This is a genomic window from Sorangiineae bacterium MSr12523, from assembly GCA_037157775.1.
Lineage (GTDB): Bacteria > Myxococcota_A > Polyangia > Polyangiales > Polyangiaceae > Pendulispora > Pendulispora brunnea.
The window spans coordinates 2,865,083-2,883,618 of record CP089982.1 but is presented as its reverse complement, the minus strand read 5'-3'; the positions used below and the strand labels follow the sequence as shown (position 1 = coordinate 2,883,618).

General features: G+C 63.6%; 13 protein-coding genes. 3 read left to right on the top strand and 10 right to left on the bottom strand.

The genetic code is table 11. From position 1 onward, the window contains the following. Positions 1 to 336: 336 nt before the first annotated feature. The 4 genes from LZC95_11770 to LZC95_11755 form a co-directional block, all read right to left on the bottom strand. On the bottom strand, positions 337 to 1,467 hold the full coding sequence (locus tag LZC95_11770; protein ID WXA97508.1) for a hypothetical protein: 1,131 nt from the start codon (positions 1,465 to 1,467) through the stop codon (positions 337 to 339). Next, a complete protein-coding gene (locus tag LZC95_11765) occupies positions 1,464 to 2,258 on the bottom strand; it encodes a hypothetical protein (protein WXA97507.1) in 795 nt (264 codons plus the stop codon). The genes LZC95_11770 and LZC95_11765 overlap by 4 nt, the downstream gene beginning before the upstream one ends. After that, on the bottom strand, positions 2,255 to 4,873 hold the full coding sequence (locus LZC95_11760; protein ID WXA97506.1) for a TonB family protein: 2,619 nt from the start codon (positions 4,871 to 4,873) through the stop codon (positions 2,255 to 2,257). Before LZC95_11760 ends, LZC95_11765 begins: the two co-directional genes overlap by 4 nt. A gap of 473 nt (positions 4,874 to 5,346) precedes the next feature. Continuing rightward, a complete protein-coding gene (locus tag LZC95_11755; GenBank protein ID WXA97505.1) occupies positions 5,347 to 6,336 on the bottom strand; it encodes an alpha/beta fold hydrolase in 990 nt (329 codons plus the stop codon). A gap of 263 nt (positions 6,337 to 6,599) precedes the next feature. Here LZC95_11755 and LZC95_11750 point away from each other — a divergent pair, with 263 nt between their 5' ends. Both LZC95_11750 and LZC95_11745 read left to right on the top strand, forming a co-directional pair. Continuing rightward, positions 6,600 to 7,229: a hypothetical protein gene (locus LZC95_11750; protein WXA97504.1), complete on the top strand. Its 630-nt coding sequence runs from the start codon at positions 6,600 to 6,602 to the stop codon at positions 7,227 to 7,229. A 170-nt stretch (positions 7,230 to 7,399) separates the two neighbouring features. Further along, positions 7,400 to 10,387, top strand: coding sequence for a hypothetical protein (locus LZC95_11745; GenBank protein WXA97503.1), 2,988 nt, complete (start codon positions 7,400 to 7,402; stop codon positions 10,385 to 10,387). Between the two features lie 3 nt (positions 10,388 to 10,390). Here the strand turns inward: LZC95_11745 and LZC95_11740 are convergent, their stop codons facing one another. From LZC95_11740 to LZC95_11720, 5 genes are all read right to left on the bottom strand, one after another. Continuing rightward, positions 10,391 to 11,620 (bottom strand): ABC transporter permease, encoded by a 1,230-nt coding sequence (locus tag LZC95_11740; GenBank protein ID WXA97502.1) that lies wholly within the window; start codon positions 11,618 to 11,620, stop codon positions 10,391 to 10,393. Further along, positions 11,617 to 12,315, bottom strand: a complete 699-nt coding sequence (locus tag LZC95_11735; protein ID WXB00326.1) for an ABC transporter ATP-binding protein — start codon at positions 12,313 to 12,315, stop codon at positions 11,617 to 11,619. The genes LZC95_11740 and LZC95_11735 overlap by 4 nt, the downstream gene beginning before the upstream one ends. 6 nt (positions 12,316 to 12,321) lie before the next feature. Further along, positions 12,322 to 13,644, bottom strand: a complete 1,323-nt coding sequence (locus LZC95_11730) for an efflux RND transporter periplasmic adaptor subunit (GenBank protein WXA97501.1) — start codon at positions 13,642 to 13,644, stop codon at positions 12,322 to 12,324. A 258-nt stretch (positions 13,645 to 13,902) separates the two neighbouring features. Continuing rightward, complete coding sequence (locus LZC95_11725; GenBank protein ID WXA97500.1) at positions 13,903 to 14,712, bottom strand: LytTR family DNA-binding domain-containing protein; 810 nt, start codon at positions 14,710 to 14,712, stop codon at positions 13,903 to 13,905. Then, a complete protein-coding gene (locus tag LZC95_11720; protein ID WXA97499.1) occupies positions 14,709 to 15,872 on the bottom strand; it encodes a histidine kinase in 1,164 nt (387 codons plus the stop codon). Before LZC95_11720 ends, LZC95_11725 begins: the two co-directional genes overlap by 4 nt. Before the next feature lie 214 nt (positions 15,873 to 16,086). Between LZC95_11720 and LZC95_11715 the strand changes: the two genes are divergently transcribed. Beyond that, positions 16,087 to 17,970, top strand: coding sequence for a DUF885 domain-containing protein (locus tag LZC95_11715; protein WXA97498.1), 1,884 nt, complete (start codon positions 16,087 to 16,089; stop codon positions 17,968 to 17,970). 100 nt (positions 17,971 to 18,070) lie between these two features. Here the strand turns inward: LZC95_11715 and LZC95_11710 are convergent, their stop codons facing one another. Further along, complete coding sequence (locus tag LZC95_11710) at positions 18,071 to 18,532, bottom strand: methylated-DNA--[protein]-cysteine S-methyltransferase (GenBank protein WXB00325.1); 462 nt, start codon at positions 18,530 to 18,532, stop codon at positions 18,071 to 18,073. Positions 18,533 to 18,536 lie beyond the last annotated feature (4 nt).

Sequence of the window (18,536 nt, the reverse complement as noted above, 5' to 3'; positions counted from 1 at the left end):
TACAGATGTATCGGCGTGTTTAACGCTGCGCGACGGCCGAGGTAGCATTTGGTGGGCCTACGACCTTCTAATCTTGTCAAAGAAAGCTGCGCCAAATTACTACTTGCCGTTTGCATATGATTCCGGCGGCAACGACTTTCTCGTCGACTGCCGGTCAGACGAAGGGCCAGTAGCTATACTTTATCACGACCCCAACTTCGAGGTTCAGGAGTTGGGAGTCAATTTGGCAGAGTTTTGGGATCACTTAACGAGTTAACCTTTCCGCGTTCCGAATCTTTGCTAGGGCTGGCGCCGGAACGAACCGAAGTTCGGTATGTTCCGGCTTTCCAAGCAACGTTAATTGGCCTTAACCGCGCAGAGGCCGTCTGCATTTAGATGGCCCATATTCCGCTCGTTATAGCTCAGGAAGTCTGCGAGGCTCTGGAGACCGATATTGTCTTCGAATGTTACGTTACCACTAGGAAGCTTATACTCATTGTCCCCGACGCACGAACGCCAGGGAACTGGATTCCCCTTACCGTCCACCACTGGATTGATCGCTCGGTTCTCGAAGTCCGCCAGGCTGGCGGTGGGGACATCACCGGGGGAGGCTTGGCCGACGTAACGTGCGGCGATGTGGTCGAAGTGGAGGGGCGAGTCGTGCAACGTCGAGTCCCAAAAGATGTGGTCCGTGTGAAGCGTCAGCTGGGCAGTGACGGTCTTATTCTGTAGAACCTGAACGCCACGCTGATGTTCCTCAGTTCCTAGTGCACCACCAGTTTGTTCGGGGTTCTGGCAATTGATGTACCTTGCGGGCGTTTTGAATCCGAATCGGAAATTGACCACCTTAGGAAGCTGTTCGAAATCGTAGTTCGCCCTACTCGATTTGCAGTCCGTCCCTCTGAACGTCGCCGTGCCTACGAACAGCGTCGTGTATCCGTTCTGGATCATTTCTTGGTAATCGGTTTGAGATGCCGCATCGTCAAGATTCAGCTTTTTTGCATTCGCAGTTGCGGGAACAACGTCGAAGCCAAATGCGTAAGGTTCTGTGGTATTGAAGCTCGCTCCACCATTCCGGTTCTCATTAGCGAGTTCACCGATGAGCACCGCGGTCTCACCATTGCCACTTTTACCTTCAAGAGTGCCCTGCCTGTGCAAGTCCACGGCCCACGGTCCGTCCAGCTGAGCACGCACTTCGTCCGTCTGGAACTGATCGTTCGGGTTTTTGAACGGCGTGCGCGAGAGCGTTATGTGGTCGACGGTCGTCAGAACTCGTTCAAACTGGAGTGCCCAGCCATCTACAAACACGGGGTCGCCTCCCGGGAAGTTGTACCCGGTATAGGCCAACGCCTCGCCGGAGATGCTGAACTCGATCTTCCCGCCGGGGTTGCCCGACGTGTTGTCGTCGTCGGAAGAGCAGGCTCCGACGCCTAGCCCGACGGACGTAAGAAGTGCCAGAGGGAGCACGGATCGCTTGATCATTTTCATGGGGAAGACTCCTTGATCCAAGAGAACGAATACACCCCCACTCGAGAGCGGAAAGCCGAATACAGATTCTGACTCGCCTGATTCGCGGATTGATCGTCGAAGGAATAAAGCGGCGGTGAAGTCTGAACTTGCTGCAGCAACGAGAAGTCCGTCGCATCGAACCAGCGGCGCGGATCGATGCGCACCACCAGCGAGCCGCCTTCCTCCACCAAGAGGTTCGCCGAAACGGGCGACACGATGCGCTGTTTGCAAATCGGATTGGCGCCGGGGCGCGATGGATCGGTCGACCCACTGTTTCGATTTTTACCGATGGTGAAGGTGCCGCGGAAAGGATAGCTCACGCCGCCCCTCTGCGCCGTGCCCTCGATGTTCAAAATCGGTGTCGTGTCCTCGGCTGCGTTGATATCCGTGTTGCCGAATAGCCAAACCTCGCCGGTGGCGGCAGGCCCGGTGAACGCCTCGCCCAGCACCGGAAAGGACTGCGGCGCCGGTGAAAGCAAATCGACGTCGAGCCCACCCGTGACCTGCGCCAGGTAAATGCCGGGCAGCACGCAGCTCGTTTCCTGCGACCCCGAAATGGGGACCGATTGATTCAGATAAAGCGCCCCGATGTGCATCCGCGCACGCGTCAGGGTCACTTGATATCCATTGCGGGCATTGATCACCAGCGGCGCGGTGACATCGGCCGGCCCTGCCGCGGACGCGCGGAACGTGATCAAATCGCTGCCGGTGGTGCCCACACATGCCACCACGGGCATCGCGAAGGCCAGAACGGCGAAAAGGCCCTTCATCCCTCACCTCCGAAGGTGACGCCGAAGGTCACGAAGATCGAGCGCGGCGCGCCCGCGGAGAAGTGCCGCATGGGCACCAACGTGGGCGATGCCTGGCTATGGAAATCCGAGGCAAAGTTGTATTCGCCGAGGCGGTATTTCGAATCGAAAAGATTCGTCGACGTCAAAGCCACTTCGTACGCCGTCCATTTGAGCGACGCCGACGCATCCACCGTAAAAATGGCATCGCTGCGCTGCCCGTAAGGCAAAGGCCGCCGCCCCACGTTGGTGATGCCGATTCCCAACGTGCCGCGCACTTCCTTGTTCGCGATGCGGAACGGCATGGGCGCGAACAGCGCCGTATCGCTGCGAACGACCACGTCGGGCACGTACGGCACCAGCAAATGCGTATCGTCGAAGGTCGATTTGACGAATGTCACGTTGAACGACTCGTCGAAAAAGCTTCCCGTGGCCCGCAGCGCGCCCACCCAGCCCGTGCGCGTCGTCCCTCCGCCGAGCACATTGCGGCCGGCGGTCTCGCTGAAGATCAAATCGCGATCGACCTTGGTCTGAAAGAAGATGGACCGTGCGACAATTTCGACTTTGTTGATCTCGCGCGCAAACTGCACCCCGCCCTCGTACGAGAGAATGTCGGCGAAGGGGGTGCGTGCGTCCTGCGTAATGTAATTCGGGTCGATCGACCGAACGCCCTTGCCGATGCTGCCGGAAAAGGTGAATCCGGTAAAAGGCCCCAACAAGAGCGAGCCGCGCGGCATCACCGCGGTGCTTGCCGTGGTCGTGCGCTGGACCGGCTCGCGGTACCGCCCGAAATCCTGTTGCGAGAGACAGCTCGCATCGCCCGGCGGATTGTCCCGCGTGGGGTGCGCAATGCTGTCCACGGCGCAATTATTGAGCACGTTGTACGTGAACAAATCGGCGCGCGCGCCGCCGCGCAGGGTAATCCATTTGTTCGCGCGCAAGTTCAAATCGCCGTACAGACCGAGATCGGTCATCGTCGAATCGAGATCGCTATCGACGTGATAGGGCACCTGCGTCGCATTCTCGATGCGGTGCTGCGTGCCCGACACCCGATCGGCACGGGCGAAATAGCCGAACTCCGCTTCCTGATTCTCACCGAGCACCTTTTGCCGCGAACGCCCGAAGCCTTTGAGGCCCAAGGTCGTCGACGTCATGTTCATGTCGATGAGATCGCCCCGCTGGCTGTGCGGATTTTGCAAGGGCGTCTGCGTGTCCAGCAGAAAGCCGGTGAAGTTCTCGCGAATGCGCTGCGTTCGCGCGATGACGAAGGCCTGCTGCCGGAAAAAGGCATTTCCGGTGCGCGTCTCCAAATCGGCGGCAATCGAATAGCGCGAGCTATTGCCGCCTTGATTGAAGTCGTACGTATCGAAAAATTGTTTGCGTCCGGCATCGACGTCGTCCTGCCGGAGCACACCCGCGGAGTGGTAATCGATGGCGAATGCCTGGCCGGTAATGCGATAAAGCCCGCGCTCTCCGATGTGGCCTTCGTATTGGCCCATGATGCTGCCCCGGCGGGCATCGCGGTTTTGGCCGAAGCCGTCCGTCTTGAAGAGCTCTCCGGCGCCGAAGGTGTGCGTCGTCTCGCCCTGCGGGCCCCACAAGAGGAGCATACGCTGCGTATTGAACGAACCTTGCGTGTACTTTGCAGTGAATCCGCGCTCGCGCAGCCCGAGCTCGTAATCGGCGCTGCCGGCCACCGCGAAATTGCCTTGCCGCGGATCGAACGGGCCTTCGAGGACGCGCAGCGATTCGACCACCTCGGGCAAAATGAAGTGCGTGTCCGCATACCCATTGCCGTGCGGATGCCCCACATCGTTGATGGGAACACCGCCCACCGTAAATTCGACGTCCTGACCCTCGCGGGCGTCGAAGCCGCGAAGGAACACCTGCTCGGCGTGGCCTTCGCCGCCATCGTTCGTGAGGAGAATGCCCGGGGCGAGCTTGAGCATTTCCGCAGCGTTTTTACGGGGCACGTTGGCAAGCTGGCCCACGCGGATGTTGAAGTCCGACGCACCGCGGGTCGGCGGGCGCGTGTGACCGATGATGGTCACCGTGTGCGGATCTTGCTCCGACGCCGCGGTCCCAGCAGCCGGCGCCGGCGCGGTCGCCGGTGCGGAAGGCGCGGCGGCCTCGGTGCCGATGGCACGCGCCCCGGGGCTCGGCGCCTCCTCGGCGGTGTTCGACGGGGCGAGACGGGGCGGCGGCGGCGAAGGCACCGAATCGTGCGGCGGATCCTCGGGCGGGGCGAAGTGGAACGGGATGCGCACTTTCGCGGCGATGGGCGTCCCATTGCGCTGAGCCGGCTCGAAGGTCCACTGCCAGGCCGCGCGGACGGCCGCGTCGTCGAGCAGCTTGCCGGCGGAGTCCATGACCTCCACGGCCTGCACATGCCCTTCGGCGTCGACCGTGACGCCGAGCACGACCTCACCGTGCTGCTTGTTGGCCTCGCGCGGGTAGGTCGCATCCACACGCGACACGGGCCGGGGAGGAACCACGCCCCTTGGCTGCGCGGACGCCGGCTGCGCGACCACGGCAAGGGCGGCCACGGCCGCGAGGGCCAGGTGCTTGGCAGCATGGAGATGACGCGTATGAGACACCGAGGTTCGTGGACAGGTATAACAAGTTCATATCGAGATCAAGTTGCAAGAACTTGCATACACGGCAAAATGACGCCATGCCCGCGCATCGCGGGTTTTACTGGAACCTCACCGTCCGTTAAGGCACGCCACCCGGGGATACGGCTGCCAGCCATCATGGTGCGATGACTCGAGGCGTCCATGGATAGGACCCCCGGGAAGGGGAATAGCGACCGCGACAGGCGCCGAAGCTAACACGATGCGAGCGGCACGGTGATAGATATCGTAGTCATTCGCGGAAGCTCGTCCACCCCGCCCGCCGTGCTCCCGGGAGCGATGGCACCGTCGAGAGCTTCCTTCGAGGGATAGAGATCGCGCATGACCAGCAGCGTCTTGCCGTCTTTTCCTCGAAGGTGACCATGGTGACGTGCCCACCGCCCTCCCCTTCCTCCTTCGTCCAGACGAGGCGCGAGTAAGGCGTCACTTCGAGGTACCTACCGAAGAACGCCATGGCTTCGAGGCATCGTTGTCGAACACGAACACGAAACGGTACGTGCCCTCGCGAGAAAAAGCTGAAGCAACGCGAGCAGCGCCCCGGGCGCGTCCTCTTGCGGGAAATGCCCCGCGTCGGGAAGCTCGACCACCGGCGCGTCGGGGTAGGCGGCACGAAACGCCGGTATGACGTATTGCGGGAGCAGCGCGGTATCGCCCATACCCTCGGCAAGCATGGCCGGCTTTCGTCGCACGGCAGCCACCGCCTCGGGATCCAAAGGCGGCGGCACCGCCGATGATGGCGTCACGAGCTGCTGCGGAAATCGGATCACCCCCTCGCAATCGGCGCGCCCGACGAAGTGACTCGCATAAGCCCGCACCCACGTGGGCGTCATGATCTCGGGCCGCCGGATCGTTTGCAGCGCCAACATCAGATGCGCCACCGTGCTCCCTGCATTCCCCAGCACCTGCTCCAAGGTGCCGTTCGCCTGCGCCGCCGCCGCCCATCGAAACCACGCGCTCTCCACGAAATTGGCCCGAATCAAATCGTCATAGCCGGGCATCCCCAGCGGCAGCACCGTGTTCGTCGCGAAGATGCCGGCCACACGATCCGGATGACGAAGCGCAAACCCCGTTCCGATAGGCCCGCCCCAATCGTGCAACACCAACGTGATCCGCCGCGCGTCCAGCACTTCGACGAGCAGCTTCTCCAAATTGTCGATGTGCTCACCGGCAAGGTACATCCGCCCGGACGGCGTCGCGCTCTTGCCGAACCCCATGTGATCCGGCACGACGACCCGATGGCTCCGGGCCAAGGGGCCGATCAGGTGCCTCCACAGATAGCCCCACGTGGGCTCGCCATGCAGCAGGACCAAGGTGTGCTCCGCGTCGCGCGGCCCCTCGTCGACGTAGTGCTGCCTGAAGCCGGCAACCTCCGTGTAGTGGGGAGAATAAGGCCATGTACCTTCGAATGTCTCGTGGCTGGGAATCATGGTCCGGCGAATAACCGCCCATCAGGACAGCTTCCGCCCCAATTCGAACTACCGATTCGAGCAAATGACGGATGCCGAGGGGAATCGCCACAAAGCGCCGCGTAGGATAGGCATCGCCTCGAGTTCGGACACTTCGCGCATCCGGCTTCGACGAGCGTGATCTTCGGCTTCACTGAGAACATTCGATACACATCGCTTCAACACAGCATTTCGCGCGACATCCTCGGCGCGACGAGGCCGTTATTTACCATTCCAAAGGAAACATGAATAACGAAGAGCAACGACCCACGATGCGCACCGCCACCGAGATTGCGCGCATGCTCCAGGTACTCATTTCATTACGCGTGAAGGCGGAGGAGTGGGTCTTCAATTTTGCAAGAACTCCCGAAGCGTATACGGCGCAACGTGAGTTGTTCGCGCGAATCGCCGATACGATGAAAGCGTCCGAGTACACGGAAACGTTTCGGCAAATGCCAGCAGCTGCTTGGATTCTGGCCCCGGAGGCCGGCGCGGGAAAGATCGGTAGCCTAAGGTACTATTGGTTCGGTGAAGGCGCGGTGCCATTGGCATGGCTCCTCGGCGTGCTGCCCGAGCTTCCTCCCGTCGAGCAATCGGTCAACATCGTCGAAGACCTGCAGGTGGTGCCATTGCCGTTTCGGGAGTGCGGCCCCACGGCCGCCCAAGCCTTCGTTCGAGAAGCGCACGTTCGAGTAGACGAAGGCGTGGCCCTGCAGAGTCTACGGACACTCGAAGCCCTACGTGAAGCCTTGATCCCTACAGGCAAGAAGAAGCTCCCGACGGAGGTTCAGAAGCAGCTCTCACGCTCCGTCGAGCGCGCTCGGTTCCTATCCTGGGGACTCGGTCTGCCGATCCGCAAACCGAGACTCGCCTAAAAGCGGGAGCCGCGCGCCCCTCTCCGCAGGCGCGGCTCACGAAGGCGCCCCCCGCCAGTGCCGCCCTGCGCCAAAATCGAGGGCGTCACCCCCCCGCGACCCGACGGAAAGCACATACTGCATTCCAGTGGCGCCGGAATGGCTCCCTTTTGTGATACTTTTCCGGAGTTATGCCGAGCCGTGTGGAGCAGCTCGCGCTTCTATGGAGGCGCAACCCGGATGAGCAAGCGACGATCGCGCTGTGCGACGCCTTGCGCGCGGGCGAGCACACGGAGCTCATGATGGAGGTGGGCGCCTTCACGCGTGACAAACACGCGACGAGCGTGCCCTGCCTGGTGGCTGCCGCGCGCATGTACATGCGAGGCCTGCGGCTCGCGGAAGCGCAAAGCCTGCTCGTGCGCGCAGGCCGCCAAGCGCCGCGCGAAGGGCGCATTTACCGCGTTTTAGGTGAGGTCCTTCTCCGCCGCGGCGATGCCGAGCGCGCGGAAAAAGTCTTCGAGCGCGCGGTCGCCTTCGGTGTCTCCGACTCCGAAACGCGCCTCTGGCTCGAGCGCTCGCGCGTCTTCAAGCCGATGCACACCGCCGCCGGCACACGCGCCGTCGCCGCGGAAGTCGAACGCACAGCGCCCGCCGCACGCGAGGGTGCGCATCCCTTCGAAGCCCTCGGCGAGTTGGACGCCGCCGTCCGCGATGCACCGACGCAGCCGCGCGGCGACGTCGCGCAAATCATCGCCAACAGCGGCCCCTCGACCGTGCGCGGCATAGCTCCTCCCTCGCCGGCCTCGCCGATCCCCTCACAGATGTCGCCCGCCGCGCCCACGCGCCCGCCCGAGCTGCCGCTGATCTCCGGCTTCAACGATGGCATGGATGCGACCGCCGTCGCACCACCGTCGCACGGCTTCGAGCCGCGACCCGCCCCCGGCACACGCGATCGCCACACGCCCATCGGCCTCGGTCCCGCACCGACCCCGGCACCGGCGCACGCGCCCGCGCAGCCGCCCCTCGCACCGCCACGCGCCATCGGCAGCGTGAACCTTACGAACCTCCCGAACATCGGCATCCCGCGCATCGCCGACATCCCGAACATCGACGCCATCCCCAACATTGGCCTCCTCGAGCCCGACAGCAGCTCGCACCTGCCCGTGTTCTCACCACCGACGCGCCCCATCGATATCCCCGTCCATGTCGAGCCCCCCATCAACGGAGCGCCGGCCGAGCAAGCCGTCGCACGCGTCCCGACGCCGAAGGAGCTGCTCAACGCGCTCGAATTGGTGGGCGTCTACGAACCGGGTGCAGCGACCGGCCGCCCGAAGTGGGACAAGCCCGCGCGTCGTTGGCGTTGGAAGAGCGCGCTCTTTCTCGTGACGATGATGCTGGCCTTCGGCGGCGGCGTCTACGGAACCTTCCGCCACGTGAACGAAAAGCGTGCGGCCGCGCATCAGACTGCCGAGCGCATGCTGACGAAGATCGAAGACGATCTTCGCACCAGCAAGGCCTCCGTCATGCCCGATACGGAAAAAGCATTCGGGCAGGTGTTCGACTTGGAGTCACGCTCGCCGCGTGCCGCCATCGATTGGCTGCGCGAACGCGCTCTCGTGGGCATGCTCAACGGCGGACGCGAGATCGCCTTCGAAGATGCGATTGCACGTGCACGTGAGTTGCAAATACCCGAACGCGACTACGCTTTCGCACAAGTCGCCTCGTTCCTCTTCCAAGGCGACACCAGCGGCGCCGCCAACCTCCTGCCTCGCTTCGATGGCCCGGCAGAAAAAGATGCACATTACCAGCTTTTCGCCGGGGCGACCCTCGAGCGCGCGGGCGATGCGCGCGCCGTCGACCGCTACGTTGCCGCGACCCACCTCGATCCGGAATGGCTTCTCGCCAAGGTCCTGCACGTGCGCCTGCTCGCCCTTTCCGGTGAATCCGCGAAGGCCTCGGAGCAGGCCAAGAGCTTCCGTGCGAAGTACCCGGACCGCGCGGAGGGTGCGGCCCTCGTCGCGCTGACCTGGGCGCACGATCCGGCGCGCAAAGACAAGCCGCCGCCGGAGGTGAACGAGGTCATCGAACGCGCCCTGGAGCTCCCGTTGCCGCTTCGGGTCGTACCGCATGCCGTCAAAGCGCTCATCGCACTCGACAAGCACGCGCCCGCAGATGCCAAGGCGGAAATCGAAAAGGGCCTCGCCGTCGTCGATGCACCGGGCAATGCCGTGTGGCTCGGGGAGCTGGGCATCTCGCTCGGTGACGAGCAGCTCGCGCGCAAGGCCGCGCTGGTGGCGGTGTCGTTCTCCGCGGTCTATCCGCCGGCGCGCGTGCTCGCCGCGCGCGTTGCGCTTCTGGGCGGACGCTTCGATGAAGCGCTGAAGGCGACGGAAGGCTTGGAGCCGACCTCGGAAGACGTCGCCATCGTGCGCGCCACGGTGGCCTACGAGCGGCTCGACGTCGATGGGCTCGAACGCGCTCTGTTGGCGCTTCCGGAGCCCAACAAGCTCACCGCCGCGCGGTCGCCGATGATGAAGGCGCGCCTCGCCATCGTGGGCAAACAACCCCCTCCTACACCGAAAAAGACGCCCGTCCCCAATGCCGACGGCGAGCCCTGGAACGACATCGTGACCATGGATACCGCGCTCGATCGCGGCGACCTCGAGGCCGCGAAAAAGATCGCCGCAGCATGGCAAGCCGATGCGGCTTCCTCGCTCGCGCGCGCCATTCGGCTCTCGCGCCTCGCGCGCTACGATGGTCGCCTCGACGACGCCGACGAATCGAGCCGCGCCGCACTGGCGAACGGCGCGACACCACGCGCGCTGATGGAGCGCGTTCTCGTTCTGGTCGCACGCGGCAAGGCCGCCGAAGTCGCCCCGCTCCTCGCCAAGCAAGGCCAAACCCTGGGGCCTCTGGCCACGTGGCTCAATGCGTATGCGGCCGCCTCGGCCGACAAGATGAACGATGCACGAGGCAAAACCGCCGCCGTCGACCCGCCGCCCGAGCTGGCACCCCTGCCCGCTCGCATCGCCGCCGCGCTGGCGCTCGGCACCATGAAAGACGCACGCCGCGGGTACGTCTACATCCGCGCGCTCTACGATCTTGGCGTGGTCAATCCCGACACGGCCGCCGCCGGCGCGCCACTCGGCATGCGCCCTCCGCCGGTTTGGCGACGGTAGTCGTCACTCGTACCGCAACGCATCGATGGGATCGAGCTGCGACGCTCGGCGCGCCGGGTAAAGCCCGAAAATGATCCCCACGGCACCGCTGAAGGCCGCCGAAAGGAAGATCACCTGCGGCTGCACCAGCATGGGCCACCCAAATCGCCCCGCGAGCCATCGTGCAACGCCGACGCCGAACCCGACGCCCAAGATCCCGCCCGCCATCGCCAAGGACAGCGCCTCCACCAGGAACTGCAGCAAGATGTCCGCGGGCTTGGCCCCCAACGCCATGCGCACACCGATTTCGCGCGTGCGCTCCGTCACGCTGACCAGCATGATGTTCATGATTCCAATTCCGCCGACCAACAGCGAAACGGCCGCCACGCTGGCCAGGAGCGTCGTCATCGTGTCGGTCCCTTGCTGCTGCGCGCCTGCAATCTCGGCCAGGTTCCGAATCGAAAAATCATCGTCCGCCCCGTCGCCGAGATGATGCCGATCGCGCAAAAGCGCGGTCACTTCGGTTTGGGCACGCGACGTGGCCTCGCCCGAAATGGCCTCCACGAAAATCGTGCCTTGGAGGTACTTGCCCAAGCCTCCCTGAATTTTGCGCGCAAACGTCGTATACGGAATGAACGCCGCATCGTCATAATCCTGCCCGCTCGCGGATTGCCCTTTTCGGGCAGCGACCCCCACGATGGTGAACGGCGTGGTGCCTACGCGCACCGTCTGGCCCACCGGATCGGCATTCGCGCCGTACAGCTTCTCTGCCACGGTTTGTCCGAGCACGATGACCTTCGTGCCGCCCTCCACGTCGGTGCTGGTGATGTTCACACCGCTCGATACCGGCCAATTGCGGATATCGAAATACTCGGGGCTCGTTCCCGTCACGCTCGTGGTCCAATTCTGCTCTTCGCTGACCAGCGATTGCGTCGAACGGAGCGCCGCCGCCGCGCGCTTCACGCTGGGAACTTCGCTGCGAATCGCCTCCAGATCGTCCCAGGTCAACGTCGGCATGGATCCAAATCCGCCGCGCGAGCCGCCTGTCACCGTCGATCCCGGCATGACGATGAGCAGATTCGTCCCCATCGCCGCGAACGCCTGCTCGATTTGCGACTTGGCGCCCGCACCGATGGCCATCATGGCAATGACCGCGCCCACGCCGATGATGATGCCCAACGTCGTGAGAAAGCTCCGCATGCGATTGCGCCAAATCGCCCGCAACGCCGCGCGCAGCGTTTGAAACCACGTCACGAGCGCGCCTCCTTGGGGGTCTGCCTCGTGTCCGACAGGAGATGCCCATCGCGCACCACCACCACGCGCGAGGCGTATTCCGCAATGTCCGGCTCGTGGGTGACCAGCGCGATCGTGATGCCCGAACGCCCCAGCTCCTGAAAGAGCGCCATCACCTCCACGCTGGTCTTCGAATCGAGGTTGCCCGTCGGCTCGTCGGCCAAAATGACTTTGGGCTCGCCCACCAAGGCGCGGGCAATCGCCACGCGCTGCTGCTGCCCTCCCGAAAGCTGGTTCGGGTGATGGTCCAGCCGCGACCCCAAGCCCACGCGCTCCAGTGCGTGCTTGGCACGGCGATGCCGATCCGCCGAGCGAATCTTTTGATAGAGAAGCGGCAATTCCACATTTTCGAGCGCGCTCGTGCGCGAGAGCAAATTGAAATTCTGGAATACGAAGCCCAGCACCTGACTGCGCACCTCGGCCAATTCCACCTTGGTCATGCGCGAGACCTCGCGCGAGGCGAGCTTGTACCCGCCCGACGTTGGGCGGTCCAGGCAGCCCAAGATGTTCATCAAGGTGGACTTTCCCGAGCCCGACGAGCCCATGACGGCCACGAACTCGCCTGCCTCGATGTCGAGTGAAACGCCGTCCAGCGCGCGCACTTCCACGTCGCCGCCGGTTTGGTACACCTTGGTGACATTGTCGAGTTCGATCAACATGGGCTAGAACAACCGCCCTCCACCGCGGGGAAGCGACGACGTCGAGGGCGTGCTCGGCATGGCATTTTTGCCGGTCAGCGTCGCGTCGATGATGGGCTGATCGCCCTCCTGCAATTCGCCGCCGACGATCTCCGTGTACGTGCCATCGCTCAAGCCGATTTGGACGCGCACGGGCACCGCATTGCCATTGCGCAAGACCCAAAGCGTCTTTCGCTCGCCGTGCGCCCCCTCCTGCTTCGTGCCGCGCGCCTGCCTGGTGCGCCGCGGTACGGGCGGTCCGTTGGGATTCGCCGCCGCCGCCGACACCGGCGCATCTGCACTCGCCGAGCCTGCGTCGGCCGCGCCGTCGCCGTCGACGCTCGGCGGCCGAAAGCGGAGTGCCGCATTGGGCACGGCCAGCGCGTCATTTCGTTGCGCATACACGATGGTCGTATTGGCGGTCATGCCCGGACGGAGCTTCAAATCGGTGTTGTCGACCTCGATGACTGCGTCGTAGGTCACCACGTTTTGCACGGTCTGGGCGGCATTGCGAATCTGTCCGATTTTGCCTTTGAAGCGCTGGCCCGGATACGCATCCACGGTGAAGAACACATCCATGTTCGGCTCGAGGCCGCCCACGTCGCTCTCCGCCACGTTGGTATCGACCTTCATTTTGCGCAAGTCTTCGGCAATCGTGAAAATGACAGGGGCCTGCAAGGAGGCGGCCACCGTCTGCCCCACGTCCACGCTTCGCGAAATGACCGTACCGTCGATGGGCGAAATGATGCTCGTATACGACAGATTCACCTTGGCTTGATTGAGCTGCGCGCGCGCTTGCGCAAGGCCCGCCTCCGACACGCCGACGGCGGCCCGGGCCACTTGCGCGGTCGTCTCCGCGGTCTCCAAATCTTTCTGCGAGGCAAGCTCGGATTCGTGCAACGCCTTTGCGCGCACATATTGCCGATCCGCGTCCATGGCGGTGGCCTTGGCCCTGTTCAGATCGGCCTGGGCTGAAAGATAATTGGCATTGGCCTGCTCCACCGCCGCCTCGAACAAAAGCGGGTCGATCTTGGCGACGAGCTGCCCCTTTTTTACCGGTGAATTGAAATCCGCGTAAAGCTCTTTGATGCGCCCCGATACCTGAGTACCGACTTGCACCGTCACCGTGGCGGCCAAGGTGCCGCTCGCGGTGACCCGACCCACGATGTTGCGCTTTTCTGCCTTTGCCGTTTTGTACACCACGGGAGGCTCTTTGTGCGCCTCGTGGTAACGCCACGATCCAAAGGCAAGACCGCTCAACAACGCGATGGCAATCACGATGGTGACGACTTTTCGAATCTTTTTCATCGAACTTTACACACATTTACGTTTATGCAGGACGTTGCGTTTCGAATCAAAACTCTCGCCGAATCTCGAACCGCGGCAGCGTGACAATCGCGGCGGGGCTGCCGTCATGCCCGTTTCGGCGGACGAGAGTCGCCATACTGATTTGGCGACCATCGCATGGTGCAGCGGGCAAGGGCGCCGGGCTCGCCGGGTTGTCCCGCTGCCGCAGTTCCGCTTACACGAAAATCTCGACTCGAAACGTAACCTCCAGCAGTAAAGTCACATACGTCGCAGGCCTGCGGTATTCGCTAGTAGCATTTCGCGAATCGCCTGGGCCCTATCCCTAGCAACGGGCACCCGCACTCCATTCCCCTCGTCGCGCAGGCCCAACCCGACGAACAAATGGGTCTCGTTGCCGTCCCGCTCGAGTTCTTTGACGGCGGCGGCGTTCACCAGCCAATTGCGATGAACGCGCGCGAAGGCGTGACCGAACGAGGCTTCGATGGCCGAAAGCGACAAATCGATGTCGAACGTCCCGTGGACGGTATGGACGAAGGTCAGACGGTCGGCCGCTTCGAAGGCCCATATCTCCGGGGCGTCGAGAAAAACGAGCCTATTTTTACGTCGGGCGACGATGCGCGAAGGACCCGAGGGCGGGGGCGAGCTGCCCGGCGGAAACAGCGACGCACGCCGCTCGCGCACCCGCAGAAGGCACTGCAGGACACGCTCCTCGGTGAAAGGCTTGAGAAGGTAATCGATGACGCCCAGATCGAAGGCCTCCAGCGCGTGCCGCTCGAAGGCCGTGGCCAGCACCACCGCGGGCGAGCGCGGCCCGGGGGTCATCGAGCGCACCAGATCGAGCCCTGCCTCGTCGCCGTCTCCCGCAAATTGCACGTCGACGAAGACCACATCGAGCCCGAAACCGGGCGATTCGATGCGCATGGCCTCGCGTGCCGATTCGATGTCGCCAACGGCGCCGATCACCTCGGCGAGCCCGGTGCCGTGCAGAAGCTCGACCAGGTAGTTTCGCGCCGGCCACTCGTCCTCGACCACCAGTGCGCGAAGCCTTCCCCCGTCTTCCAATTTCATGATGCCCCCGATTTGACCAGTGCTGCCCGCGGAATCGCCACGGTGGACACGGTGCCTGTCGCCGAAGATGCCAATCGAAGCTCCGACCCGGGGTAACGCAGCGAAAGGCGCTGCCGCACCGATGTCAGCCCGAAGGTGCCATTCCGCGTCTTTTCGGGGACGCCGGGCCCGTTGTCCTCGACCACGAACATGGCCTGCTCGCCCTCGACGAAGGCCCGAACCGTCACCTCACCGCCGCCGCCTTTGCGTCGCAGCGCACCATGTTTGACCGCGTTTTCGACCAGCGGCTGCAGAAGCAGCCGCGGAAGCTGCACGTCGGACAGCTCTTTGGCGATGTGCCACTGGAAGATCAACTCGCCACGGTGGCGAGCCTCCAGGATGGCCGCATAGCGTTTGAGCCAGGCCACCTCTTCTTTCAGCGACTGGAACTCGTGTTCGTCGCGCAGCGCGTCGCGCAATAGATCGCCGAGGCATGCGATGAGCCGGCGCGCCTCGCGCGGATCCTCGGTGACCAGGCCGGCGATGGCGTTCAACGTATTCAGCAGAAAATGCGGTTCGAGGTGCGCGCGCAGCCGCGAGAGCTCGGCCATGCTGCGAAGCTTGTCGGCCTCCAGCGCCCGCACCCGCGCGTCTTCCTGCGCGAAGGGGTACACGAAGGCAAGCGCCCAGATACCGAAATAGAGTTGGCCGAACGAAAGACCGAACAGCGTCGCCTTCTCCAGCGGAACATTGCGCACGCCGAAGCGCTGCTGGACGAACCAGAGGAGCGCCCCACCGACGAAGCCGATGGTGCCGGCCACGAGGGAGCCGGCCACGATGGCACGGGCCGACGACATGTTGCGTCGGAGCGCCCATGCATGCGTCGCCGACAGGGCCACCATGAGGATGGGCACCTCGATGGCGAGGTACACGGAGTGGACGGCCGCGCGGAATTTGTCCGGGATGACGTAAAATTGCGTCCCCGCTTGGAGCAGGACCGCGCCGGTCACCACGGCGGCGCCAAAGAGCCTTCGCCGCAGCGGCGTGAACCGGGCCATCGGCTCGTCGGGCGCAGACGCCACCGGCACCGCGCTCTCCCGCGAGGCGCGGGGGGCACGGACCGATTTGGTGGCGATGGCCAGATCGCTCTTGGTCGCGGACATGCTGTTAATCGTACTCATGGCCGACCTTCACGTCCCACGGCCGGTCCGCATGGGAACCCCCTTCGTCGGATTGGAACGAACTCAGCGTTATTTCGCCGGACAAACATGTGCCATTGAAGCGGATGACTTGCGCCCCTATCGAACGTGAGTGAACCGCGCCCTTGCATTCTGTGCTCTTACAATCGTGTCAGCCTGCGGAGGATCCGCATCTACCCATAGCGAAAGTCCGCAAGTGCTCGGCGCGCCGACCCCTGCACCGGCCGCCACAGCCACCGCAACGACGGCGGACGAAGGATTCCGAGCGCTCGAACGGCGCTACGTGCTGGAGTTTCTCAGGCGAAATCCCACGGCCAATACCTACCTCGGCGGCATCGGCTTGGATCCTTCGCTCGCCGAGGCCGATGGACGTCTGCGCGATCATTCGAAGGCCGCGCTGGAGGCCGAGGATCGATGGCTCGCCACGATGGAAAAGGAATTCCAGGCGGCGGGTGACCTGAAGACCCCCGCCCTGCGCATCGACCGTGAGGTGGCCCTCGCCCAGATTCGCTTCCTTTTGCATCAGCACCAAGTGCGGCATTACCAAGAGCGGGCGCTCGACACCTATGTCGACGAGCCATCGCGCGCGGTGGACTTCACGCTGCAAGGCATGACGGTGTCGGGCACGCGCATCGGAACGCCCGAGGAGTGGCGAAGGCTCGCCGCGCGGCTTCGCAGTGTGGGGCCATACTTCAAAACGGCGCAGGAAAACCTCGCCATGGGCATTGCGTCGGGTCGCACGCCCGACGTGCGCATGCTGGTCCGAAATGGACTCACCGCGACGGAGGCAGGTGTTCCGTATTTCGAAACGAAGTTTCCCGGCATTGCGGCGGTGAACATTTCCGACGAGCCGCTCCTCGCCGAAGTGCGCGAGGCGTCCCGCATGGCCGCCGCCGGCTACCGCGATTTTCATCGTTACGTGGCGACGACCTTTTTCGACGATCCGGCGAAAGGCGAAAAAGGCATCAAGAAAGCCTTCGCCGGCGATCGCTATGCGATGGGCGAGGCCGAATACGATTGGGCCATTACGCACAATCTGCGATTGAACACGACGGCGGCGCGCCTGTTCGACGAGTCGTGGCCCATCGTGCAGGCCACGCGCGCGAAGATGGTCAAGCTCGCACGCGAAATCGGCACGCGGCGCAAGCTCGCCCTGCCGGCCGACGACGATGCCGCCGTTCGGGCGGTGTTCGCCGCGCTCGGGCGCGACGCCCCCACGACGAACGACGAGATGTTCAAGGCCTACCGCACCACGTGCTTCCGCCTCATCGACGGTGCACGCCGTGCGGGACTCTTCGACATACCCACCGATTACCGGCTCGACATCATGGAGACTCCGGAGCCGCTCCGGGTGAGCATCATGGCCGCGTACTATCCCGCACCGCCCTTCAAGGCGAGCGGGGTGGGCCATTTCTACATGACGCCGACGGACCAAAAGCATCAAAAGGCCAATTTTCACGAGATGGCCGATCTGTGTGCACACGAAGCCTTTCCCGGCCACGACTGGCACTACAAGACGATGACGCGCTTCAAGGACGATATCAGCCCGCTGCGCTGGCTCACGCCCGGGGGAGTGGAAGACTCGTCCTCGATGTGGGCCGACTCGATGGCCGTGGAAGGTTGGGGCGTCTACGCGGAGGGGCTCATGGCCGAGCCGCTCGGTGATTCACCGCACGGGCTGCTCACCCCCGAGGAGCACCTTTACGTGCTGCGCGGTATTCACTTCCGCGATTTGCGGGTGCGCGTCGACACGGGCATGCACATTGGTCGTCTATCCTACGACGACGTCGTCGAGCTTCTCGCCAATGGCCCCACCTTCTTGACCGGCTCCTGCCGCGATCGCAAGGCCAGCCCGGAGCAGCGTTCCGCCTGCGAGCGTGGCGAGCAAGGGGCTGCCCGCTACGCGCGCTCCCCGACGCAAGCCATCACGTACCGCCTCGGCAAAGAGGCCATCGAGGCCATGCGCCAGGAGGTTGGCGGCGATCACGCGAAGCTGCAACGCTTCCATTTGGCATACATGCGCCAAGGCACGATTCCGCCAGGCTACTTCCGCGACGAACTGTTGCGCGAGCTTCGCTAGAGGAGAAATTCACATGAAGGCGGGAAGGCGGGAAGGTTTAAGAGGATTTTTCAATCAAAAACCTTCCCGCCTTCCCGCCTTCATGTGAACTCTCTCTCGCTTAGCTGCGAAAGAGTAAGGGCTTTTCCAAATCGAGGAGCCAGCGCTTCGTTTCGATGCCGCCGCCGTAGCCGGTGAGGCTGCCGTTTTTGCCGATGACGCGGTGGCAGGGAATCACGATGGCAATGGGGTTGCGGCCGTTGGCGGCGCCTACGGCGCGGACGGCGTCGGGGCGTCCGACGGCACGGGCGATATCGGAATAGGAACGTGTCTCGCCAAAGGCGATGGTGAGCAATTCGCGGTATACGGCGCGCTGGAACTCGGTTCCGCTGGGGCGCAATGGCATGTCGAAGACTTGGCGTTTGCCCTCCAGGTATTCGTTCAACTGCTCCTCGGCCGCGTCGAGCAGCTCGTGGCGCTTGGCCGGCTCGGAATCGCTCGTATCGCGATCGTGCTCGAAATAGATCGCCGTAATCGCTTCGTGCGCCGCGACGATGCGAAGAGGCCCGAAGGGCGCCATCATGTCT